This is a genomic window from Streptomyces sp. NPDC107454 (assembly GCF_055582885.1).
Genome location: NZ_JBVJPA010000012.1, coordinates 277,179 through 299,476, shown reverse-complemented (window position 1 = coordinate 299,476; position 22,298 = coordinate 277,179). Strand labels below are relative to the sequence as shown.

At 68.7% G+C, this 22,298-nt stretch carries 18 protein-coding genes and 1 pseudogene; 11 read left to right on the top strand and 8 right to left on the bottom strand.

Translation table 11 applies throughout. The features are described from left to right. Window position 1: 1 nt before the first annotated feature. From ACZ69M_RS30565 to ACZ69M_RS30555, 3 genes are all read right to left on the bottom strand, one after another. Entirely contained in the window at window positions 2-508 is a 507-nt protein-coding gene (locus ACZ69M_RS30565) for a GNAT family N-acetyltransferase (protein ID WP_470054831.1), read from the bottom strand. A gap of 64 nt (window positions 509-572) precedes the next feature. Further along, the gene (locus ACZ69M_RS30560; protein WP_470054829.1) at window positions 573-1,181 is read right to left on the bottom strand and encodes a DUF1349 domain-containing protein; all 609 of its coding nucleotides are present in this window, start codon (window positions 1,179-1,181) and stop codon (window positions 573-575) included. Window positions 1,182-1,231: 50 nt separating this feature from the next. Then, on the bottom strand, window positions 1,232-2,761 hold the full coding sequence (locus ACZ69M_RS30555; protein WP_470054827.1) for an aldehyde dehydrogenase (NADP(+)): 1,530 nt from the start codon (window positions 2,759-2,761) through the stop codon (window positions 1,232-1,234). Between the two features lie 131 nt (window positions 2,762-2,892). Here ACZ69M_RS30555 and ACZ69M_RS30550 point away from each other — a divergent pair, with 131 nt between their 5' ends. The 3 genes from ACZ69M_RS30550 to ACZ69M_RS30540 all read left to right on the top strand — a co-directional run bounded on the left by ACZ69M_RS30550 (window position 2,893) and on the right by ACZ69M_RS30540 (window position 5,672). Then, window positions 2,893-3,666 carry an IclR family transcriptional regulator gene (locus tag ACZ69M_RS30550; protein ID WP_028803360.1) on the top strand — a complete coding sequence of 258 codons (774 nt, stop codon included), beginning with the start codon at window positions 2,893-2,895 and terminating at the stop codon, window positions 3,664-3,666. Window positions 3,667-3,669: 3 nt separating this feature from the next. Beyond that, the gene (locus tag ACZ69M_RS30545; RefSeq protein ID WP_470054825.1) at window positions 3,670-4,140 is read left to right on the top strand and encodes a GNAT family N-acetyltransferase; all 471 of its coding nucleotides are present in this window, start codon (window positions 3,670-3,672) and stop codon (window positions 4,138-4,140) included. Window positions 4,141-4,220: 80 nt separating this feature from the next. Continuing rightward, window positions 4,221-5,672 carry a peptidoglycan D,D-transpeptidase FtsI family protein gene (locus ACZ69M_RS30540; protein WP_470054823.1) on the top strand — a complete coding sequence of 484 codons (1,452 nt, stop codon included), beginning with the start codon at window positions 4,221-4,223 and terminating at the stop codon, window positions 5,670-5,672. A 79-nt stretch (window positions 5,673-5,751) separates the two neighbouring features. Here the strand turns inward: ACZ69M_RS30540 and ACZ69M_RS30535 are convergent, their stop codons facing one another. Next, on the bottom strand, window positions 5,752-7,203 hold the full coding sequence (locus tag ACZ69M_RS30535; protein ID WP_470054821.1) for an NCS2 family permease: 1,452 nt from the start codon (window positions 7,201-7,203) through the stop codon (window positions 5,752-5,754). A 260-nt stretch (window positions 7,204-7,463) separates the two neighbouring features. Here ACZ69M_RS30535 and ACZ69M_RS30530 point away from each other — a divergent pair, with 260 nt between their 5' ends. The 3 genes from ACZ69M_RS30530 to ACZ69M_RS30520 all read left to right on the top strand — a co-directional run bounded on the left by ACZ69M_RS30530 (window position 7,464) and on the right by ACZ69M_RS30520 (window position 9,820). Further along, on the top strand, window positions 7,464-8,030 hold the full coding sequence (locus tag ACZ69M_RS30530) for a SigE family RNA polymerase sigma factor (RefSeq protein ID WP_470054819.1): 567 nt from the start codon (window positions 7,464-7,466) through the stop codon (window positions 8,028-8,030). Beyond that, complete coding sequence (locus ACZ69M_RS30525; RefSeq protein WP_470054817.1) at window positions 8,027-8,890, top strand: hypothetical protein; 864 nt, start codon at window positions 8,027-8,029, stop codon at window positions 8,888-8,890. The genes ACZ69M_RS30530 and ACZ69M_RS30525 overlap by 4 nt, the downstream gene beginning before the upstream one ends. Before the next feature lie 99 nt (window positions 8,891-8,989). After that, window positions 8,990-9,820, top strand: coding sequence for a pectate lyase (locus ACZ69M_RS30520; protein ID WP_470054815.1), 831 nt, complete (start codon window positions 8,990-8,992; stop codon window positions 9,818-9,820). Between the two features lie 107 nt (window positions 9,821-9,927). On the opposite strand, the gene ACZ69M_RS30515 is transcribed toward ACZ69M_RS30520, so the two are convergent. Further along, a complete protein-coding gene (locus ACZ69M_RS30515) occupies window positions 9,928-11,085 on the bottom strand; it encodes a right-handed parallel beta-helix repeat-containing protein (RefSeq protein ID WP_470054813.1) in 1,158 nt (385 codons plus the stop codon). Between the two features lie 234 nt (window positions 11,086-11,319). On the opposite strand from ACZ69M_RS30515, the pseudogene ACZ69M_RS30510 reads away from it, so the two are divergent. After that, window positions 11,320-13,539 (top strand): annotated as a pseudogene (locus ACZ69M_RS30510) (glycoside hydrolase family 43 protein). 15 nt (window positions 13,540-13,554) lie between these two features. Here the strand turns inward: ACZ69M_RS30510 and ACZ69M_RS30505 are convergent. Then, on the bottom strand, window positions 13,555-14,349 hold the full coding sequence (locus ACZ69M_RS30505) for an HAD family acid phosphatase (protein WP_470054811.1): 795 nt from the start codon (window positions 14,347-14,349) through the stop codon (window positions 13,555-13,557). Window positions 14,350-14,580: 231 nt separating this feature from the next. Between ACZ69M_RS30505 and ACZ69M_RS30500 the strand changes: the two genes are divergently transcribed. The 4 genes from ACZ69M_RS30500 to ACZ69M_RS30485 all read left to right on the top strand — a co-directional run bounded on the left by ACZ69M_RS30500 (window position 14,581) and on the right by ACZ69M_RS30485 (window position 20,083). Then, complete coding sequence (locus ACZ69M_RS30500; RefSeq protein WP_403692954.1) at window positions 14,581-14,958, top strand: hypothetical protein; 378 nt, start codon at window positions 14,581-14,583, stop codon at window positions 14,956-14,958. Further along, on the top strand, window positions 14,948-19,261 hold the full coding sequence (locus ACZ69M_RS30495; RefSeq protein WP_470054809.1) for a DUF6531 domain-containing protein: 4,314 nt from the start codon (window positions 14,948-14,950) through the stop codon (window positions 19,259-19,261). Before ACZ69M_RS30500 ends, ACZ69M_RS30495 begins: the two co-directional genes overlap by 11 nt. A 5-nt stretch (window positions 19,262-19,266) precedes the next feature. Continuing rightward, window positions 19,267-19,728 (top strand): hypothetical protein, encoded by a 462-nt coding sequence (locus tag ACZ69M_RS30490; protein WP_470054807.1) that lies wholly within the window; start codon window positions 19,267-19,269, stop codon window positions 19,726-19,728. A gap of 73 nt (window positions 19,729-19,801) precedes the next feature. Further along, window positions 19,802-20,083: a hypothetical protein gene (locus tag ACZ69M_RS30485; RefSeq protein WP_470054805.1), complete on the top strand. Its 282-nt coding sequence runs from the start codon at window positions 19,802-19,804 to the stop codon at window positions 20,081-20,083. A 24-nt stretch (window positions 20,084-20,107) separates the two neighbouring features. On the opposite strand, the gene ACZ69M_RS30480 is transcribed toward ACZ69M_RS30485, so the two are convergent. Then, window positions 20,108-21,220 (bottom strand): right-handed parallel beta-helix repeat-containing protein, encoded by a 1,113-nt coding sequence (locus ACZ69M_RS30480; RefSeq protein ID WP_470054803.1) that lies wholly within the window; start codon window positions 21,218-21,220, stop codon window positions 20,108-20,110. Window positions 21,221-21,281: 61 nt separating this feature from the next. After that, window positions 21,282-22,298 carry a pectinesterase family protein gene (locus tag ACZ69M_RS30475; RefSeq protein ID WP_470054801.1) on the bottom strand — a complete coding sequence of 339 codons (1,017 nt, stop codon included), beginning with the start codon at window positions 22,296-22,298 and terminating at the stop codon, window positions 21,282-21,284.

Here is a 22,298-nt window from a genome sequence, read left to right as displayed (position 1 = left end):
TTCATTCCCCGGTGACGGCGTAGCGCATGAAGAGGTGGTGATCGCCTTCGGCGGGCGGGTTCTCCGGGTCCGGGACCCAGCCCTGGCGGGCGTAGAAGGCCTGGGCGCGGGCGTTGTCGACGTGCACGTCGAGGGTGGCGGTGTGCTTGCCGTCGGCCCGCCACTGTTCGGCGCAGGCCGTGTGCAGTGCGGTGCCGATGCCTTCGCGCCAGCGGTCGGGAGCGACGTGGAACTGGAAGAGCTTCACGGTGTCGGCGGGGGCGTCCTCCGCGGTGCGGAAGGAGGCGATGCCCACGAGGTGTCCGTCGCGCACCGCGCACAGGACGTGGCCGTCGGGGCGTTCGATGGCACCGCGCCAGCGTGCCATCCAGTCGAAGCCGTCTTCCGGCAGGCCGTCCGCGTAGTAGGTGGCGCGGGCGCGGACATGGAGATCGGCGATGGCGGCGGCCTCGCTGGGCAGCGCGGTTCTGATGACGAGGGGGCCCGTCGTGTGAGGTGTGCTGATCATGCAGCGGAGGACGTGCGGGAGGGGGGCCACGGTTCCCGCCGCGCGGCCGGCCCCCCACCCACGGTCAGCTGCCGTCTCTCAGGTCCTTGGGCCAGTTCGGGCGGAACTCGATGCCGTCGTACGTCACCACGCACCCCTCCCCCATCGGCGACTGCGTCATGAAGCCGACGAGCGCGGCGGACGTCTCCTTCTCCTCACCCAGGGTGAAGAGCCGGATGAACGTCCAGCGCTTGCCGTCGCGGGAGGCGTGGAAGGCGAAGGCCCGACCCGTGCGGCTGATCCGCAGCCAGACGGAACTGCCCTCCACGGTGAAGGAGTTGGCGTCGTCGGAGTGCCCCCGGGTGACCACCGTGCAGACGGTGGGCACGTCCGGGGAGTACTCCAGGCAGAGCTTCGCCCAGGCCCGCTCCCCCACATGGACGTAGAGGACCCCCGCGTCGAAGGCCGCGCCGAAGCCGACCGTGACGCGGGCGATCAGCTGGAAGTCCCCCTCCGGCGCCCCGAGGAGACGGGGCGCGTCGGAGGCGGGGTCCAGTGCCTCGTCGGTGGGCGGTACGAAACGGTCCTGACGGGGGCCGGCCCAGCCGGTGAGTATGCCGTCCTCGTGCGACCAGTGCCCGTCAGGCCCGTAGGTACGGAGGGGGAAAGGAAGTTCGGGAAGTTCGACGTCCATCCACCCATCCTCTCAGGCCCACCGCCGCGCCCCGAAAGAGGCGCGGAGCGCTACCGCTCCAGGTGACCGTCGTAGCGTCGCGGCAACCCCAGCGGGTTGTCGTCCCGCAGCTCCGGCGGCAGCAGCGCCTCGGGCGCGTTCTGGTACGCCACCGGACGCAGCCAGCGCTCGATCGCCGTACCGCCGACCGACGTGGAGGTCGACGTCGTTGCCGGGTAGGGGCCGCCGTGGTGCTGGGCGGGGGCGACGGCGACACCGGTGGGCCAGCCGTTGACCAGGACGCGCCCGGCGAGCGGGGTCAGTTCGGCGAGGATCTCCGCGCCGCGGCCTTCGCCCGCCGCCTCCTCCGCCGACAACTGCACGGTCGCGGTGAGGTTGCCGGGAAGACGCGAGAGGACCGCGCTGGCCTCGGACTCGTCCTCGTAGCGGGCGACGACCGTGAGCGGGCCGAAGCACTCCTCCAGGAGCAGGTCGTGCTCGCCCTCGGTGGCGAGCTTCTGCGCGGGCACGGTCAGGAAGCCGGGGCTCACCGTGTGCTCGCCGCCCGAGCCCGGGGTCACCGGGCTCTCTACGCCGGGGAGCCCGGCGCGCTCGGCGACACCCGCGATGAAGTTGTCGCGCATGCGGTGGTCCAGCAGGACGCCCGCGTCGGTGTCGCTGACGGCGTCGGTCAGGGACTTCACCAGGCGGTCGCCCGCCGCGCCCGCGGGCGCCAGGACCAGGCCCGGCTTCACGCAGAACTGGCCGACGCCCAGCGTCATCGAGCCCGCGAGCCCGGCGCCGATCGCCTCGGCGCGCTCGGCCGCCGCGGCCTCGGTGATCACGACGGGGTTGAGGGAGCCCAGCTCGCCGTGGAAGGGGATCGGCACGGGGCGCGCGGCCGCCGCGTCGAACAGGGCACGGCCACCGCGGATGGAGCCGGTGAACCCGGCCGCCGCGACCAGCGGGTGCCTGACGAGTTCGACGCCCGCCTCGAAGCCGTGCACGAGGCCGACGACACCGCCCGGGATGTCGTGCCGGGCGGCGGCCCGGCGCAGTACGGCCGCGACCAGCTCGGAGAGCGCCGGGTGGTCGGGGTGGGCCTTGACCACGACCGGGCAGCCGGCCGCCAGCGCGCTCGCGGTGTCGCCGCCCGCGACGGAGAAGGCGAAGGGGAAGTTGGAGGCGGAGTAGACGGCGACGACACCCAGCGGCACCTTGTAGCGGCGCAGGTCCGGGATCGGCGGGGTCGCCGTGTCGTCGGGGTGGTTGATGACGACGTCGAGGAACGCGCCTTCGTCGACGATGCCGCCGAAGGCCCGCAGCTGGTAGCAGGTGCGGGCGAGTTCGCCGGTGAGCCGGACCGGGCCGAGCGCGGTCTCCGCGTCGGCGGCCTCGACGAGCTGCTCCTTGGCCGCTTCGAGCAGGTCCGCGGCGGTCCTCAGGAAGGCCGCGCGCACGGTGCGGTCGACGAGGGCCCCCCGGGCGGCGTGCGCGGCGCGGACGGCCTCGTCGACCTCCTGGGCCGTGGCCTCCACCGCAACCTGCTCGCGCTGCTTCCCGGTACGGGGGTCGACACTCCAGACTGGTGCTGCTGCCACCGCGGGTCCCTCCAGATGTAATGCCGCAGTTCTTGTCTCACCCACCAGCGGTGTTCGATATACTGAACGCTGTCTCTGATGGTGAATATGATGCGGAGACTATTTCCCGTCGAACGAGGGGGTCAAGGGCGATGTCGGCAGGCGAGACAGGCGGCGGAGCGCAGGTCAAGTCCGCGGTACGGACCGTGGAATTGCTCGAGTACTTCGCGGGCCGGCCCGGTATGCACTCCCTGGCCGCGGTCCAGGAGGCCGTCGGTTATCCGAAATCCAGCCTCTACATGCTGCTGCGCACCCTCGTGGAGCTCGGCTGGGTCGAGACGGACGCGACGGGCACGCGCTACGGCATCGGCGTACGGGCGCTGCTGGTCGGCACCTCGTACATCGACGGCGACGAGGTGGTCGCCGCGGCCCGCCCGACCCTGGACCGGCTCTCCGACGACACCACGGAGACCATCCACCTGGCGCGTCTGGACGGCACGAACGTCGTGTACCTGGCCACCCGCCAGTCGCAGCACTACCTGCGCCCCTTCACCCGCGTGGGCCGCCGGCTCCCCGCGCACTCGACCTCGCTCGGCAAGGCGCTGCTCGCCACCCACACCGACGAGCAGGTCCGCAAGATGCTGCCCGAGACGCTCCCCGCCCTGACCGAGCACACGATCACCGACCGGGAGAAGCTCATCGAGGAGCTGCACCAGGTCCGGGAGCAGGGCTTCGCCGTGGACCGTGAGGAGAACACGCTGGGGCTGCGCTGCTTCGGCGTCGCGATCCCCTACCGCACACCCGCCCGGGACGCGATCAGTTGCTCGGTCCCGGTGGCCCGGCTCACCCCCGCGCACGAGCAGATGGTCAAGGACGCCCTGTTCGACGCCCGCGACCGGCTGACGCTCGCCACCCGGAGGCTCTGAACCATGGAGATCGCGCTCCGCCCGGTCCACGACAGCGATCTGCCGGTCTTCTACCGGCAGACGAACGACCCCGAATCCCTCCGGATGGCCGCGTTCACCCCCAGGGACCCGGCCGACCGTGACGCCTTCGACGCCCACTGGAAGCGTGTGCGCGCCTCGTCCGCCGTGCTGCGCACGATCCTCGTGGACGGCGATGTCGTGGGCAGCGCCGCGGTGTACGGGGAGCCCGGCGAGCGCGAGGTCACCTACTGGATCGACCGGGCGTACTGGGGCCGGGGCATCGCGACGGCCGCGCTGCGGGACCTGCTGGCGGAGGTGCCCGAACGCCCGCTGCACGCGCGGGCGGCGGCCGACAACGCGGGGTCGCGGCGGGTCCTGGAGAAGTGCGGGTTCAAGGTCACCGCGAGCGACCGGGGATACGCGCACGCGCGCGGCGAGGACACGGACGAGGTCGTGCTCATCCTGGAGGGCTGAGCCGGACTTCATGAACAGCGCATGAGAAGTCAGGACGGAAGGGAACGATTCGCTCCCTTCCGCTCGTCCTTCTGAGCGGGATGAACAAGACGATCAGGCGTACCGCCGTCTTCACTCTGCTGCTCGTGCTCTCCCTGCTGATCAGGGCGACCTGGGTGCAGTTCTACGACGGCAAGGCACTCGCGGAGAACAAGAGCAACCGACGGAACGCGATCGAGCAGTACGCGAACCCGCTCGGGAACATCATCGTGGCCGGCCGGGCGATCACCGGCTCCGCGCAGACGAAGGGCAGCGACCTCAAGTACAAGCGGACGTACACGGACGGCAGTCTGTACGCGGCGGTCACGGGCTACAGCTCCCAGGTGTTCGGGGCGACCCAGCTGGAGGGCGTCTTCAAGGGCCTGCTCGACGGTACGGACAACCAGCTGAAGAACCCCCTCGACACGATCACCAACAAGCGCGCCAGCCCTGGTGACGTGGTCACGACCATCGACCCTGACGTGCAGAAGGCGGCGTACGCGGCGCTCGGCAGCAAGAAGGGCGGAGCCGTCGCGATCGACCCGAAGAACGGGAAGATCCTCGCGGTCGTCTCCACTCCGTCGTACGACCCGACGCAGCTCAGCACCGGTGACTCGGCCGCCTGGACGAAGCTGACGAAGGACGCGGACAAGCCGATGACCAACCGGGCGCTGCGCCAGCCGCTGCCCCCGGGGTCGACGTTCAAGCTGGTGGTCGCCGCGGCGGCGCTGGAGGACGGGCTGTACAAGAACGTGGACGCCGGTACGGACAGCCCGAACCCGTACACGCTGCCGAACACGAGGACCCCCCTGTCGAACGAGAGCGCCTCCGCGCCCTGCAAGGACGCCTCGATCCGGGTGGCGCTGCAGTACTCGTGCAACAACGTCTTCGCGAAGATGGCCGTCGACCTCGGGCAGGACAAGGTCAAGGCGATGGCGGAGAAGTTCGGCTTCAACGACAGCTCGCAGGACGTGCCGGTGCGGGCGTACCCGAGCGTCTACCCCTCGAACATGGACAAGTCGTCCACGGCGCTGACCGGCATCGGCCAGTACGACGTCACGGCGACCCCGCTGCAGATGGCCATGGTGTCGGCCGCCATCGCCAACGGCGGCAAGCTCGTCTCGCCGCACATGGTGTCGCAGACCAGTGACGCGAGCGGCAATGTGGTGAAGGACTACGACGACATCACCGACACCAGGGAGATCGTCAGCTCGACGACCGCCGAGCAGCTCCAGTCCGCGATGCAGACGGTCGTCACCGAGGGCACGGGCACGAACGCGAAGATCTCCGGCGCGACCGTGGGCGGCAAGACGGGTACGGCCCAGCACGGCGAGAAGAACAGCAAGACGCCGTACGCCTGGTTCACGTCGTACGCGAAGTCCGACTCGAACGGCAAGGAGGTCGCCGTGGCGGTCATCGTCGAGCAGTCCGACGCGGCGAGGTCCGAGGTCAGCGGCAACGGCCTGGCGGCGCCGGTGGCCAAGGCCATGATGCGGGCGGCGCTGAAGAACTGAGGCACCGCGCACGACGGAGGGCCGCCCCGCACACCTGGGGGCGGCCCTTCCTTCGTGCGGTCACTTCATGCCCGTACGGTCACTTCACGCCGAACAGCTGCCTCACCGGATCGATCGCGAAGTACACCAGGAACAGCGCCGACACGGCCCACAGCAGCCAGTGGACCTCACGGATCTTGCCGAGCACCGCCTTGATCAGGACGTAGGCGACGAAGCCGGCCCCGATGCCGTTGGTGATCGAGTAGGTGAACGGCATCGCCGCGATGGTCAGGAACGCGGGGATCGCGATCTCGTAGCTGTCCCATTCGATGTGCTTGACCTGCGTCATCATCAGGAAGCCGACCGCGACCAGAGCGGGGGCCGCCGCCTGGAGCGGGACGATGGTGAGCAGCGGGGTCAGGAACAGGGCGAGGGCGAACATGCCGCCGGTGATCAGGTTCGAGAAGCCGGTGCGCGAGCCCTCGCCGACGCCGGCCGCGGACTCGATGTAGGCGGTGTTGGAGGAGGCGGAGGCCGCGCCGCCCGCGACGGCCGCGGCACCGTCGATGAACAGCACCCGGCCGATGCCGGGCACCTTGCCCTCCTCGTCGAGCAGTCCGGCCTCGGCGCTGATGCCGACGATCGTGCCCATGGCGTCGAAGAAGTCCGACAGGATCAGGGTGAAGATCAGCAGGACGACGGTCAGGGCGCCGGTCTCGCCGAAGCCGCCGAACAGACTGAAGTGTCCGACGAGACCGAAGTCCGGGGTGGCCACCACGTCGGAGGGGATCTTCGGCGTGGTCAGGCCCCAACTCTTGATGTCGGCGGCCGAGTTGATGATCACGGCGACCACGGTCATCGTCACGATGCTGATCAGGATGGCGCCCTTGACCTTGCGTGCCATCAGTCCGATGGTGAGCAGCACGCCGAGACAGAAGACCAGCACGGGCCAGCCGGTCAGCGAACCGGTCGCGCCCAACTGCACCGGCACGGTGGTGTTCGCGACGTCCGGGATGCGGCTGACGAAACCGGCGTCCACGAAGCCGATGAAGGCGATGAAGAGTCCGATGCCCACACCGATGGCGTGCTTCAGCGGTTGCGGGATGGCGTTCATGACGGCTTCGCGCAGTCCGGTGAGGACCAGTACGCAGATGATCACGCCTTCGATGACCACCAGGCCCATCGCGTCGGGCCAGCTCATCAGCGGGGCGATCTGGAAGGCGACGACGGCGTTCAGACCGAGGCCCGCGGCGATCGCGAGGGGCAGATTGCCGCCCACGCCCATGATGACGGTCATCACCGCGGCCACCAGGGCGGTGGCCGTGACGAGTTGGCCGCTGTCGAGCTGGTGGCCGAACTTGTCCTTGGCGCTGCCGAGGATGATCGGGTTCAGGACAAGGATGTAGGCCATGGTGAAGAACGTGGCGAATCCGCCGCGTATCTCCCGGCCGAAGGTGGAGCCCCGTTCGGAGATCCTGAAGAACCGGTCGACGCTGTTCGCCGCTGGTGGCGCGGCACTTGGCCGGTCGGCCACCTTCTGGGTTTCGGACATGGCTGCTACTCCTTGTGGCCTGCGTGCTGGGTGTGCGGATGCTGGCTGGATTGTTCCCGCGTTGAACCGCTTTCAGGTTTTCGCCGTGTTACGGAATCGAGTTCGGCCCGCCATACGCTGTTCGAAGCCCTGTACGCATCGCTGGTACGCTCACGCATCTCGCCCCACAGGGGCACCATTCCTTCACGGGTGGCGCACGGGGGCCGTATACGCACGCACCCGCACCGGTTGCTCAAAAGCCGCAGCAAGGAGAGGTAGCCGTGGGCACTGTCGTCGACGACGCAGCCTCCGTGGAGTTCCACGCCTTCTTCGAGCGGCACCATGCCGAACTCGCCCGCTTCGCCCATCTGTTGACCGGCGAGGCGGACGCCGCCGACGATCTGGCGGCCGACGCGCTGCTCGCGCTGTGGCACCGCTGGGACCGGGTGCGCGCGGCCGACCACCCGGTGGCGTACGCCCGCGGTGTCGTCGCGAACCTGGCCCGCACCCGGATCCGCAGCGCGGTGCGCGAGCGCAGACGGATCACACTGTTCTGGTCGCAGCGCGAGGACAAGACCGAGAACCCCGACATAGCGGGGAAGATCGACGTCCAGGAGGCGCTGCGCCGGCTGCCGTTCCGTAAGCGCGCATGTGTTGTGTTGCGGCACGCTTTCGACCTCTCGGAGAAGGACACGGCGCTCGCCCTCGGTGTTTCCGTGGGTACGGTTAAGTCCCAGACGTCGAAGGGCATGGCCGAACTGAAGCGGCTCCTCGGCACCGAAGAGGCCCCGATGCGGGTGCACGCAAGTGTGCTGCCCACGGGTGGAGCCGGAGGAAGGGACCGATGAGGAAGGCGCAGGACGTGCACGACGAGCTGCGCGCCGGGCTGCACGAGGCGGCCGAGGCGCATGTGCCCGACCGCGCGCGCATCCTGGCCCGGGTCGAGCGCGGGATGTCCGGCGCCGCCGAGCGTCGTCCCCGGCGCGCGGCACGTCCGCCGGTGCTCGGCTGGGGACGGATCGTCGGCGCCACGGCCGCGGTGGCGGGCGTCCTCGCGGTCGGCGGTTACTGGGTGGCCGCGGCGGTGCAGGAGAACAGCCCGCCGCAGCAGACGGTCGCGGTCTCGCCGACCCCGGTCGTCTCCCCGGACGCGACGAGCCGCGCGCCCGTCGTGCCGCACCCCTCGCACACCTCGGGTGCCTCGAAGCCGTCCGGGAAGGCGAGCGCCTCCCCCTCGGACACCGCCTCGGCCGCGCACTCCTCGCCCGCCGCTCCCAAGGCGCCCGCCGCGGGCAACCAGGACGGCTCGCTGTGGTCCGACGGCTCGGTCGATCCGCACAGCAACGACTTCTGGGCGCAGAGCAATGTGACCCTGAAGAACGCCGGCAAACTCAGCTCGCTCACCGTCGAGTTGAAGATCCGGCAGACCGGCGGGGTCAGCGACGCGGGCTCCTGGCGCTCGGCACCCGAGAGCGACTTCACGACGACGGTCACCGAGAAGGACGGCTTCCTCGTCTACACCTGGGTGCTCAAGGACGGCCACACCCTCGCGGCCGGCCAGTGGGTCTTCGCGGGCCAGTACAACCACACCCGCGGCGGCCGGGACGCCAAGGACGACCGCTACTCGGCGGACGCGAGGAGCGCGGACGGGACGCCGTCGGTGGCGGGCGACTTCGCCGCCGCGAGCGGCACCGACGGCGACTCGTAGAAAATCGCCCCGGAAAAACCCGCGGACGGCGGCAACCCTTTCCTCACCTGCGGCGACCAGGAGACGAACACGTCCCCTCCCCGCAAGGAAATCCGCCTCATGACTGCACGAGTTGAACAGCGCGTCCGGCACCGTCGCCGCCTCACCGGGCGGCGGTCCGTGATCGGTGGGGTCATCGCGCTCGGCATCACCGGGGCCGCGCTCGTCACGACGTCGATGCTGAGCACCGCGGGCGCGAGTTCCGTCTGGCCGACGGCCAAGGGCAGCAAGGCCGTCTCGAAGACGATCTCGGTCTCGGGCACCTACGACGGCAAGCTGACGAAGTTCTTCGGCAGTGGTTCCCTCGGCACCTCCGACCAGTCGGAGAACCAGGGCCCGATCTTCGAGCTCAAGGACGGCGCGGTCCTCAAGAACGTCATCATCGGCACCCCGGCCGCCGACGGCGTGCACTGCCTGGGCAGCTGCACGTTGCAGAACGTGTGGTGGCTGGACGTCGGCGAGGACGCGGCCACCTTCAAGGGCAAGGCGTCGTCCGCGAAGTACAACGTGATCGGCGGTGGCGCGCAGAAGGCCTCCGACAAGGTGTTCCAGTTCAACGGCGCCGGCACGCTCTCCATCACCGGCTTCCACGTGGAGAACTTCGGCAAGCTGGCGCGCTCCTGCGGCAACTGCAAGACGCAAGTCAAGCGCACGATCGTGCTCAGCGACATCGACGCGACCGCTCCGGGCAAGGCGCTGGTCGGCATCAACTCCAACTTCGGTGACACGGCGACGCTGTCGAAGATCCGTGTCACCGGCGACACCAAGAAGAAGCTCAAGACCTGCGTGCGCTTCAAGGGCAACAGCAGCGGCAAGGAGCCCACCGAACTCGGCACCGGCGCGGACGGAACCTTCTGCAGGTTCACGTCATCTGACATCACGTACAAGTAAGGGATCTGCTGGCCTGAGCCCCCCTCGGAGCCAGTCAGAGGGACGCCCCCGCCGGTGACGACCGGCGGGGGCGTTCACTTTCCCTCGTACGTCAGTACGTGGGTACGTCAGTTCATGGTCGAGCCGATGGTCGTCGAGCCCGTCGTCAGGAACGTGGTCGCCGGCAGCGAACCGCTCGACGAGCGGGCACCGTACGCCGTGGTCGCGTCCGTCGACCTGAAGGACGGCGTCGAGGTGCCGCTGTCCCAGTTGTTGGCCGCGGAGACCGTGGCGGAACCGAGCTTGTCCAGGCCGCCCTTGTTGCTCACCGCGAGGTTCCTGGCGAGCCGCGCCTTGCCCGTGGCGAAGTAGAAGCCCGCGTCGGTGTTGGCGTAGGCGGTGTTGCGGTTGAGCACGATGGCCCCGGTGTTGGAGTTCTCGGTGAAGCCGTTGCCCGCGTTGTCCCAGGCGGCGTCGTTGTTCACGACGTGGGCGACCGAGGCCCCGCCGCCGCCGAGCTTGAAGCCGTTGCCGTTGCCCTCGAAGGCGGAGTCGTTCCAGCGGTTCTTGCCGTTCCCGTACGACCACGAGTGCTCGATGGTGATGGGCGAGGAGAACTGCCAGAGGTCGAGGCCGTCGTCCGCGTTGTTGTAGAGGCGCGCGCCGGTGACCTTGTTGCCGGTGCCGGAGCCGAACTTGATGGCGATGCCGTCGGCGTTCTGCCCGTGGTTCGCGGCGTCGTAGTTGCCGTAACTGTCCAGGTTCTGCACGAGGTTGCCGGTCGTGCCGTCGCCGCGCAGCGTGAAGCCCGAGTCGCCGTTGTTCGCGGTGACGAGGTTCTTGAAGACGCCGCCGACGGAGGAGGTGGCGACGAAGCCCTGGGCGGGCGAGTTCTGCCAGGTGATGTTCTGGACGGTCCAGTAGTCGCCGTAGATCCCCGCCAGCCAGGAACCGGCGGCCAGCTTGGAACCGTCGATCTTCACCTTCTCGCTGCCGTACGCGGTGAGCGTGATCCGCGTGGAACCGGTGCCGTTCGCCGTCGACTTCAGCGTGGCCGTCGGGTAGTACGTGCCGCCGCGCACCTGGATGGTCGTGCCCGCGGCGGCATTCGCGACGGCCGTCTGGAGCTGCGCGGTGGTGGAGACGGTGACCGTGGTGGCGGCGGCCTGCGCCGAGCCGTTGTTCGCGAGGCCGAGGTAGACGCCACCCGCTCCCGCGGCGACGGCCACCGCCGCGGCGATCGAGAGCGTACGGGTCCTGCGGTGGCGTCCGGTGCTCAGAAGCACGGGGCGTTCCTTTCCTAGGGGGACGGGAGACGAAGCGGGCCGGAGGGGCCGCCCCGGCCCGCTTCTGCTCACTGGTCGCCGCGGTGGCGGGAAACGTTGCCGGGGGCTCACGAAAAAGGTCGAAACTTTCGCCGGCCGTCATGCCGCCTTCATCAATTGACGCGCTGTCCCCCACTGGCAACACTCCGAGAGCGCTTCCCCCACAGAATCCACCAGTCTCCGACAGGATGTGTCATGCGACGCCGCACCGCCCGCGCGCTCCTGATCCCCGTCCTCGCGCTCCTCCTGGGCCTGCTGGCCGCCCCACCGAGCCCCGCGTCACCGTCACCATCGGGAGCATCGCACGTGAACGAACCGAAGTACGCCGGCTATCTCTTCGCCTACTTCACCGGCGAGGGCACGGCCGACGGCGAGCAGATCCGCTACGCCCTGAGCCGCGGCAACGACCCATTGCACTGGCGGGAGTTGAACGCGGGCAATCCCGTCCTGACGTCCACCATCGGCGAGAAGGGGCTGCGCGATCCCTTCGTGATCCGCTCCCCCAAGGGCGACAAGTTCTTCCTCATCGCCACCGACCTGAAGATGTACCAGAACTCCAGCGGCAGCTGGGACTACGTGCAGCGGCACGGCAGCAGGTCCATCATGATCTGGGAATCCACCGACCTGGTGCACTGGACCGACCAGCGCCTGGTGAAGGTGGCCCCCGACAGCGCGGGCAACACCTGGGCGCCGGAGGCCTACTGGGACGACTCGCTCGGTGAGTACGTCGTCTTCTGGGCGTCCAAGCTGTACGCCGACGACGACCCGGACCACACCGGATCGACGTACAACAAGATGCTGTACGCCACCACGAAGGACTTCCGCACCTTCAGCGAGCCGAAGGTCTGGGACGACCCGGGCTACTCGGTGATCGACTCGACGGTCATCAAGAACAAGGGCAGCTACTACCGCTACACCAAGGACGAGCGCGATCCCAGCTCCTCCAGCCCCTGCTCGAAGTTCATCACCGGCGAGAAGTCGACCTCCCTGACGAACACCAGGTACGACTTCGTCTCCGACTGCATCGGCAGCGGCTCGATCGACCGCGGCGAGGGCCCGACGGTCTTCAAGTCCAACACCGAGAACAAGTGGTACCTGTTCATCGACGAGTACGGCAGCCGCGGTTACGTCCCCTTCGAGACGACCGACCTCGACTCGGGCAAGTGGACCATGTCGACGAACTACCAGCTGCCCGCGAGCCCCCGGCACGGCACGGTGATGCCGGTGACGCGGGCGGAGTACGACCGGCTGCTGGCCGCCTACCCGGTGACCGGCACCTCGGTCGTGGACGCGACCGCGAAGGGCCAGAACGGGTATGCGATCGTCACCGAGTCGGCCTCGAAGGCCGTCCTGCCGATGAAGCCGGACGCGGACCTCAGGCACCTGGCCCCCACCCTCGCGGTCGGCGCGGGCGCGAAGGTCAGCCCGGCCCCGGGCACACCGCGGGACTTCCGCACCCCGCGCACCTACACCGTGACGGCCCCGGACGGGACGAGCCGGACCTGGACGGTCGAGGCGGTACCCGACCGCAGCCCGGTCCTGTCCGGCCTCAACGCCGACCCGGACGTCCACTACCTGGACGGCTAGTACTGGATCTATCCGACGACGGACGGCTACGCGGGCTGGAGCGGGACGAGCTTCAAGGCGTACTCCTCGAAGGACCTGGTCCACTGGAAGGACCACGGTGTGATCCTGGACCTGGGACCCGATGTGTCCTGGGCGGACAAGAACGCCTGGGCCCCGGCGATCGCCGAACGTGACGGCAAGTACTACTTCTACTTCTGTGCGGAGCAGCAGATCGGCGTGGCGGTGGCCGACTCCCCGGCCGGTCCCTTCAAGGACGCGCTGGGCAGACCCCTGGTGGCCAAGGGCCGGTTGACGGGCCAGATGATCGACCCGGCGGTGTTCACGGACGACGACGGTCAGTCGTATCTGTACTGGGGCAACGGCCACGGATACGTGGTGCCGCTGAACGCCGACATGGTGTCGTTCGACGCCTCGCAGGTGCGGGACATCACGCAGCCCGACTTCCGGGAGGGATCCTTCGTCGTCAAGCGGCGGGGCACGTACTACTTCATGTGGTCCGAGGACGACACCCGCAGCGAGAACTACCACGTCGCGTACGCGACCGGACCGTCCCCGCTCGGTCCGTGGACCAAGCGGGGCACGATCCTGTCCAAGCGCCCGGAGTACGGCATCAAGGGCACCGGACACCACTCCGTGGTGAACGTCCCCGGCACCGACGACTGGTACATCGTCTACCACCGGTTCGCCCTGAACGGCCCCGGGAAGGCGGGCGGGGACGGCACGCACCGGGAGACCACCATCGACCGCATGGAGTTCGCGGCCGACGGAACGATCGAACCGGTGGTGCCGACCCTGGAATCGATCCGCCCCGTGCGGACCAAGTCCTGAGTAGCTGCCTGGGTACTAGCTGACGAAGTACGTCGGGTTCGGAAGCTTGAACGTCTTGTCGGCGTAGCCTCCGTCGAGGTCGGAGTACTGGTCGCCGAAGTTGGCGACGATGTCGTACCCGAGGGACTCGATGTGCTTACGGGTGCCGGACTTGTACTGCACAGTGGTGCAGTTCCAGGCGGCGGCCGTGGCGCAGGCGCTCAGGTAGGCCGGCGGGTTGGCAGCGTCCTTGAGGAACATGTGGGCGGCGTCGAGGTTGATGTCGGCGCCGACCTTCTTCAGGTTCGCGACCGCGTCGACGCGCTGCGACTCCTTCAGGCCCGAGTTGTAGAAGACCTCGACGCCCTTCGACTTGGCGTACGCGACGAGTTCGGGGGTGCCGAAGACGGCCGGACGGTCGGCCTGGGCCACGTACGCGGCCCAGGAGGCCGAGTTGTACGTGTAGTTGGTCTTCTTCTCGTAGTCGAGGGAGAGCAGCAGCGTGTCGTCGATGTCGAAGACGACCGCGGGCTTCTCGCCCCGGTGCTTCGCCTTGTGCGCCGCCCTGTCGATGTAGCGCTTGGCGTCCGACTCCAGGCGCGACAGGTCCTTGGCGTACGGGCTGTCCTTGGACGCCTGGTACACGCCGTTGCTGTCGAGCGTGGCGCCGTAGTAGGTGTCGATGTCCTTGACCAGGAGCCCGATGTTGTAGGGCTCGTGGGTCGAGTTGGCCGTCGACTGGCCGGCCGTGGCGACGCCCGTGCCGTAGAGGGCTCCGCCGGCGACGGCACAAGCGGCCGCGATGGCTGCCGCCCTGAGGGACTTCCGCATGGATTCTCCGGATCTGGGTGATGGGTGACCAGGTCATTCCGCACCAGGTCAGGGACTGTCTACGCGCATCACGCACGCCATGCGGGAGGCTTTATCCGATCGAGACCTCACCCGCGGGCGGCATCTCCCGGATGCATTGCCCGCAGGTGGCCTCGACTTGACCTTCTCTTGAACCGGTTCTCCTAGGGTCGGAACGCACATGCGAACGATGCGTCAGACGGGGAGAGCCGCATGGGTGAGGGCAATGGCGACGGCATGGTTCTGCACATCCACACCGCCGACCTGAAGCGCGCGGCGCCGGACTTCCACGAAGGGGCCAAGAACCTCAGCAAGGCGCTCACCACCCTCGTCACCACCCTGGACAGCCTGGGAAAACCCTGGGGCGACGACAAACAGGGCAAGGAGTTCGGGGACGCCTACTCACCGCAGCAGAAGAAGATAGAGAGCGCGGCGGGCACCCTCGTACTCGGCCTGGTGAGCATCCACGAGGCCATGAACGACCTGGCGGACGGCACCGTCGACAACGACCAGCTGATCGCGGGAATGTTCACCGAGGTGAAGACCGCCGGGACCGACAAGGCAGGGAGCGACGGTTCCGGTGAGCGTTGAGGACGAGGCCAAGAAGATCCTGCTGAAGCTGGGCCTGTGGTGGCCGGACGCCAACTCCGGTTCACTGCGGGCCGCGGCGACCGCCTGGCGCACCTTCGCCGACTCGGTCGACGACGTACGGGGACCGGTGCACACGAGTGCGTCCTCCCTCATCCACCACAACTCCGGCGAGTCGATCGACGCGTTCGAGAAGTTCTGGAACCGCTACGCCAAGGGCAAGGACGCCGGCTGGCTGAGCGACCTGGCGGAGTCGTCCCGGGCGATGGCGAAGGCCCTGGACAAGTTCGCGGACGCCATCGACGACGCCATCAACAAACTCTGGACGCAGATCGGCATCGACGCCGCCGTGATCGCGGGCGGGGTGGCGCTGGCCTTCTTCACGGCGGGCCTCGCCTCCGGAGCCGCCGTCGCGGCGGCCGACGCCATCATCGAGTTCGGCGCCACCATGGGCGTCGCGGTCACCACCACCGTCGCGGAGATAGCGGCGGGCACCCTGGTCGCGGCGGCCTTCGGCGGCATCGAGTCGGTCACCGTCGACCTGGCCGTGGCCCAACCCCTGAAGATGGCCACCGGTCTGCAGCAGGGCTTCAGCCTGGACGAGGTCAACCAGGCCGCCAAGGACGGCATGATCTTCGGCGGCGCGCTGGGCGCGGGCAGCGGCGTACTGAAGGCGGGCGTGGAGGGCGCGTTCAGCGACACCACTCCCCTCCTGCTGCGCCCGCCGTCCCTCCGCCCCGACCTGGTCGATCTGGGACCCGCCGCGCGCAACGCGGACCGCACGCCGTGCGTCGGCGAGCCGATCGACGTGGCGACGGGCGCCATGCTGATGTCCCAGACCGACCTGACACTGCCGGCCTCCCTTCCCCTCCTCTTCCAGCGCACCCACCTGTCCTCCTACCGGGGCGGGGTCTGTTTCGGCCCGACCTGGATCTCCACCCTCGACGAGTGCGTGCAGATCGACGGCGAGGGGGTCGTCTTCGCGGCGGCGGACGGCATGCGGCTCGTCTACCCCGTGCCGGAGCCGGATGTGCCGACCCTCCCCCTGAAGGGCGCGCGCTGGCCACTGCGCTGGGACGGCAAGCCCGACGGCGTCATGACCATCACCGACCCCGACTCCGGAGTCGTCCGCACCTTCAGCACCCCCTTCTCCTCGGGCTCCTTCGGCGTCTTCCATCTCCCCCTGGACTCCTGGAGCGACCGAAACGGCGCTCGCATCGACGTCGAGCGCGACGACGAAGGCATCCCGTTCGGCATCCGCCACTCCGGCGGCTACTACCTGGCCGTCGACACCCAGGGCCCCCGCGTCACCGCCCTGCGCCTGCTCGACGAACCCCCCTCCCGCTACGGCCCCGACGGCCCGGTGGGCGAGGGCACGCTCGTCATGCGGTACGGCTACGACCCGTCGGGCAACCTCACCGAGGTCATCAACTCCAGCGGTGAGCCGCTCCGGTTCACCTACGACGACCAGGGCCGGATGACACGCTGGACCGACCGCAACGGGACCTGGTTCTCCTACGTCTACGACGCACGCGGCCGCGTCGTCCGCACCGAGGGCGTCGACGGCATCCTGTCCGGCACGCTGACGTACGACGACGCCGCGTCCACGACGACGTACACCGATTCGCTCGGCCGTGTCTCCAGCCATCGATACAACTCCGAGGGCCTTGTCGTCGAGGAGACGGACCCGCTGGGGCATGTCACGCGTACGGAGTGGGACGAGTGGGGTGCCCAGCCCGTCGCAGTGACCGATCCGCTGGGCAGGACGACCCGTCACGCGTATGACGCCGCCGGGAACCTGAGCGAGATCACCCTGCCGGACGCGTCGGTGACCCGTGCGGTCCACAACCTCCTCGGCCTGCCCACAGAAATCGTGGAGTCGGGCGGCGCGACCTGGCGGCATACCTACGACGACCGCGGCAACCTGCTGTCCACTGTGGACCCCGCGGGTGCCGAAACGCGGTACGAGTACGACTCATCGGGCCATCTGGCCATGGTCACGGACGCGCTCGGCCACACACGCCGGATCACCTCGAACGTCGCCGGGCTGCCCGTCGTGCTCACCGACGAGCTGGGGCACGAGACGACCGTGCGGCGGGATGCCTTCGGCCGGATCGTCGCGGTGACCGACCCGCTCGGCGACACCACCCGCATGGGCTGGACCGTCGAGGGCAAGCCGGAGTGGCGGGAGTACGCCGACGGCACCCGCGAGTCCTGGGCCCGGGACGCCGAGGGCAACCTGCTCACCCACACCGACCTGGTGGGCAACACCACCCACCAGACCGCCACACACTTCGACCTCCTGGCGGCCCGCACGGATTCGGACGGCGCACGGTACACGTTCACGTACGACACCGAGCTGCGCCTGACCAAGGTCACCAATCCCCAGGGCCTGGCCTGGTCGTACCGGTACGACCAGGCCGGCCGGCTCGTTGCGGAGACGGACTTCAACGGCCGCACGCTCACGTACGGGCACGACGCGGCAGGCCGTCTGGTCTCGCGCACCAACGGCGCCGACGAAACACTGCGCTTCACACGGGACGCGCAGGGCCGTGTCGTGGAGCAGCACGACGACTCGGGTGAGGTGACGACGTACGCGTACGGCCCCGACGGCAGAATGTCTCGCGCCGCCAACGCGGACGCCGAGGTCGTGCTGGATCGGGACGCGGTGGGCCGCATTCTCTCGGAGACGGTGGGCGGGCGCACGACGACGTTCACGTACGACGCCGTCGGGCAGTGCACCCACCGCGTGGCCCCATCCGGTCTGGTATCCGACTGGACTTACGATCCTGTGGGCCGCCCTGTCGAACTGCGATCGGCAGCCGGTTCGCTGGCCTTCTCGTACGACGCCGTCGGTCGCGAGACCGAGCGCCGGATCGGCAATGCCGCGACGCTCACTCAGAGCTGGAGCGCGACAGGACACCTCGCCGTGCAGTCGTTGACATCGACGGCGGACTCGTCGGAGGCGGATCGTCTTCTCCAGCACCGCAGTTACGCCTACCGAGCGGACGGCCACCTCGTCGAAGTACGCGAGCTCACCTCCGGCACGCGCCGTTTCGACCTGGACGCCATGGGCCGTGTCACGGGCGTACGCGCCCATGGCTGGCGTGAGGTCTACGCCTACGACGCGGCAGGCAGTCCGGTCCGGGCGACGGCGCCCGACCATGCTTGTCCGGGTGACCGCGAGTTCGAGGGCACGCTCGTCCGCCGCGCAGGGCACACCGTCTACGAGCACGACGCCCAGGGCCGTCTGGTCCGCAGGACGCGCAAGCTCCTCAACGGGCAGACGCGCACCTGGACATATGTCTGGGACACCGAGGACCGGCTGACCGAAGCGGTCACGCCGGACGGCGAGCGATGGCGATACGCGTACGACCCACTGGGCCGCCGTGTGTCCAAACACCGCGTGACCGAGGACGGGTCACAGGCCGATCGCGTCGACTTCTCCTGGGACGACACCCGCCTGGCCGAACAGACCTGCCAGGACGGCAGGGTGACGACCTGGGACTACGCTCCGGGTTCCCATCGTCCGGTCGCCCAGACGCAGCACAAGACCTCCGTCGTCGAGTCCGGCGCGTCGTTCCTCGCCCGGCTGGTCGAAGAGACCGGCTCTTCGCACACGACCCGCTTCCACGCCGTGGTCACGGACCTCGTGGGCACCCCCGCGGAGTTGGTCTCGGTGTCCGGAGACCTGGTCTGGCAGCGGCGCACCTCGCTCTGGGGCACTGGCCTGCCGGCTCCGGCAGACGAGGAAGCCGCCGTGGACTGCCCGCTACGCTTCCCCGGCCAGTACGCCGACCCCGAGACGGGACTCAGCTACAACCACTTCCGCTATTACGACCCCGAGACCGGACGATACGTCTCTTCGGACCCGCTGGGCCTCGCGCCCTCCCCCGATCACCACGCCTACGTGAGGAATCCCCTCGTCGAGTCCGATCCGCTCGGTCTCTTCACCTGCAAGGTGGAGAACGCGCTCAAGGACTGGCAGAGCAGGAGATACCAGTTCGGCAGCGATCAGTTCATGCTCGACAAGAAGAACCTGGCACACGTCCTGGAAAGGCATCATCCTGAGTACTGGGACGGCTCGGTGAAGCAGAAGCAGTCCTTCCTCGACGGAAAGATGTCCGTCAAGGATGTCGAGGACGCCATTACCGAGACCTTGAATCAGAACCGGGACAAGCTGGCATCCCGCGGCCCCATGGGAATGTACCAGGTAGAAGGAAAAGTAAACGGAGTAGATTACGTCCTCGGTATCAAGAACGGCCATATCGGCCAGTTCTATCCCGGAACTCTCCCCAAGAAATAGGCCACATGATTGAAATCACCTCCTACCTGCGCACCAAGTCAGGAGGATTCACCCCCGTACCGGACACGACCTCCGCACCTTCGGATCCCTCATACGTCGAAGGCGCCATCGAACTGACGATCAACGGCGTACGGATCCTGGACCAGGAGCTGTGGGACTATGTCGACGAACTCTGGTCCTATATCAGCGACATGGTGCTGAGCCTCAAGCGTGAGGACGAGGCGGCGACGTACTTCCCGGATCAGCCGGTCAGGCTTTCGTTCAAGCGCCTGGGCGGGGGACTCGTTCTCGTCTCTCTCACCTACGATGACGTCAAGCGCGCCACCTCCGTCGACGAGCGAGAACTCGTCGAGGCGCTGCAACGGTCGGGCACGGAATTCTTCGCCAGGATGAAGGAATTGCTCCCCGGGAACGCCCCGGGATACGACGACGCGTTGACAAGACTTATGGGACACGTCAATCCATGACGGAGCCGGGACTGTCTGGCCGAACTCCCCCGAACACGCAACGAGATCTCTTGACGGAAGGAACAACGAGAACGTGCGCCATCTCGCTGCCGGGACGCACGGGCCGTCCCCAGTGATCATCGCCCTCTTCGCCCTGGGCGGCCTCGCAGCCGTCTGGTGCGGCGGGAGCTGGGCGTTCAACGTGCGCGGGATCGCCGTCCGGAGGGCTGCGAACATCCGCGACCGGCATCAGCTGAGGGCTGGTTCGGTGTTGATGGGGGCCCAGCCTTGGTACCACCGGATGCTCGGGGCGTTTCTCACGGTCGCCGGTCTTGTGCTGCTGACCGCTGCCTACGCCCTGTGGCACCTCAACTGAGCCCACCGCACCGGTTCCTCCGGATCAGTTCATCGTGGCGCCGATCGTCGTGCTGCCCGTCGTCAGAAACGTCGTCGCGGGCAGCGAGCCGTCGGACTTGCGGGAGTTGTACGTCGTCGACGCGTCCGTGGAGACGAAGGACGGGGTGGAGACGCCCGAGTCCCAGTTGTTGCCGGCGGACGTGACCGAGGACCCCTTGGAGACCGCCGCGCTGCCGTTGCCCACCGCCAGGTTCTTGCCGAGCTTCGCGGAGCTGGTGGCGAAGTAGTAGCCGTACTTGCCGTTGGCGTACGCGGTGGTGCGGTTGATGACGATCGAGCCGGTGTTGGAGTTCTCGGTGAAGCCGTTGCCCGCGTCGTCCCAGGCGGCGGAGTTGTTGACGACGTGCGCGACCGTCACACCGTTCCCGCCGAGTTTGAAGCCGTTGCCGTTGCCCTCGAAGGCGGAGTCGCCCCAGCGGTTCTTGCCGTTGCCGAAGGACCAGGTGTGCTCGATGGTGACCGGCGAGGCGAAGGACCACAGGTCGATGCCGTCGTCCGAGTTGTTGTACAGCCGGGCCCCCGTCACCAGGTTGCCGGTGCCGGAGCCGAACTTGATGGCCACGCCGTCCGCGTTCTGGCCGTGCGTGGCGGCGTCGTAGTTGCCGTACGAGTCGATGTTCTTGACCGTGTTGTTGACGGTGCCATCACCTGTGAGCGTGAAGCCGGAGTCGCCGCCGTTGATGGTCTTGATGTTGTTCCAGTTCGTGCCGGTGCACGACTGGCAGACGACCGCGCTGTCCGGGGAGTTCTGGAAGGTGAGGTTGGAGACGTTCCAGTAGTCGGCGGTCAGCTTGAAGATCCAGTCCCCGGCGGGCAGCGACGAGCCGTCGATCTTCACCGTCTCCGTGCCGTACGCCTGGAGGGTGACCGGGCTCGACGAGGTGCCGTTGGCCGTCGACTGGAGGGTGGCCGTCGGGTAGTACGTGCCGGCGCGCACCTGGATGACGGTGCCGGCGGTGGCGTTCTTGATGGCGCTGGTGAGGTCGGCCGTGGTGCTGACGACGACGGTCGCCGCCTGGGCCTGGGTGGGCAGGACGGCGAGTCCGGCGCCGAGCGTCAGGGCGGCGCCGAGGGCGAGAGCGGTTCGACGAGACATGGAGTGCGGTCCTTTCGTCGATGCGGGTGGGGGAGCTACTGCGGTGATCGGTGCGGGGACATCACGGGCACCAGTCGCCGAGATACGCCGCACGCGTGTGCGACACGGCTTCCGTGTCCGTGAGCTGGGGACGGTTCTCCGGCACGGTGATCTCCGCGCCGGGGCCGGTGTTGCGGTACTCGCGAAAGCGCATGGACTGCCAGGGGTAGGCCTCGCGCATGTTGACGTAGGGCGCCACCGCGTCGATGCCGGGGCCGAGTTCCGTCTCCCGTACGACCAGGGAGGGCCAGGCCGTCGTCTCGTACGACGGCACCCACGGCCGCGCGATCTTGTACGCGCCGTCCTGCGCGCCCGAGGTGACCCGGCCGCGCAGGGCCAGGAAACCGTGCGGGTTGGCGCGGGCCGTGGAGGGCGCGAAGACCATCCCCTCGGGCGTGAAGGGGACGTCCCGGTCGAGGGTGTGGAAGTGGCAGCGCTCGAAGACGGCGGTGGCCCGCCCGAAGACGAAGTCGACGTCGCCCTCGATATAGCAGTCGCGGTAGTACTGGCGGTCGAAGGCGGTCAGGGCCGTCGTGTCCGCGAACAGGGTGTCCTGGTGTGCCAGCAGGCGGACGTGGCTGAAGGACGAGCGGTCCCCGGTGACGTACGCCGCCACCGCCTGGGTCCCGGTGATGTCCGGGTGGTCGGCGCGCAGCCAGTCGTTGGCGAGCGTCAGCCCGCGCACGGTGAGCCCCGGCGCCGCCGAGGTGAAGGTGGCGGAGCCGGCGGTGCCGTACGTTCCCGAGCCGTCCGGCTTCTGCGTGCCGTTGGCGTGGTCGTACACGATGACGGCGTCGCGCGGGTCGCGGCCGGCGCCGAGCAGCGTCAGGCCGGCCTTGTCGGCGGGGATGTTCACGACCTCGCGGTACGTGCCCGGGTGCACGACGATCGTCCAGCCGGCGCCGGTCACCGCGTCGACGGCGGCCTGGACGGAGTCACCGGGTCGGACGTGCAGCACCCGGCGTCCGTCCGCGAAGGCGGGGCTCGCGCCGAGGACGGTGAGCGCACCGGCCGTGGCGAGGAAGGCGCGTCGGCGCAT

Bases quoted from the DNA above. Each gene is read 5' to 3' on its own strand.
- ACZ69M_RS30565 (WP_470054831.1), bottom strand. From the start codon at position 508: ATGATCAGCACACCTCACACGACGGGCCCCCTCGTCATCAGAACCGCG.
- ACZ69M_RS30560 (WP_470054829.1), bottom strand. From the start codon at position 1,181: ATGGACGTCGAACTTCCCGAACTTCCTTTCCCCCTCCGTACCTACGGG.
- ACZ69M_RS30550 (WP_028803360.1), top strand. From the start codon at position 2,893: ATGTCGGCAGGCGAGACAGGCGGCGGAGCGCAGGTCAAGTCCGCGGTA.
- ACZ69M_RS30545 (WP_470054825.1), top strand. From the start codon at position 3,670: ATGGAGATCGCGCTCCGCCCGGTCCACGACAGCGATCTGCCGGTCTTC.
- ACZ69M_RS30540 (WP_470054823.1), top strand. From the start codon at position 4,221: ATGAACAAGACGATCAGGCGTACCGCCGTCTTCACTCTGCTGCTCGTG.
- ACZ69M_RS30535 (WP_470054821.1), bottom strand. From the start codon at position 7,203: ATGTCCGAAACCCAGAAGGTGGCCGACCGGCCAAGTGCCGCGCCACCA.
- ACZ69M_RS30525 (WP_470054817.1), top strand. From the start codon at position 8,027: ATGAGGAAGGCGCAGGACGTGCACGACGAGCTGCGCGCCGGGCTGCAC.
- ACZ69M_RS30520 (WP_470054815.1), top strand. From the start codon at position 8,990: ATGACTGCACGAGTTGAACAGCGCGTCCGGCACCGTCGCCGCCTCACC.
- ACZ69M_RS30505 (WP_470054811.1), bottom strand. From the start codon at position 14,349: ATGCGGAAGTCCCTCAGGGCGGCAGCCATCGCGGCCGCTTGTGCCGTC.
- ACZ69M_RS30500 (WP_403692954.1), top strand. From the start codon at position 14,581: ATGGGTGAGGGCAATGGCGACGGCATGGTTCTGCACATCCACACCGCC.
- ACZ69M_RS30490 (WP_470054807.1), top strand. From the start codon at position 19,267: ATGATTGAAATCACCTCCTACCTGCGCACCAAGTCAGGAGGATTCACC.
- ACZ69M_RS30480 (WP_470054803.1), bottom strand. From the start codon at position 21,220: ATGTCTCGTCGAACCGCTCTCGCCCTCGGCGCCGCCCTGACGCTCGGC.
- ACZ69M_RS30475 (WP_470054801.1), bottom strand. From the start codon at position 22,298: ATGCGCCGACGCGCCTTCCTCGCCACGGCCGGTGCGCTCACCGTCCTC.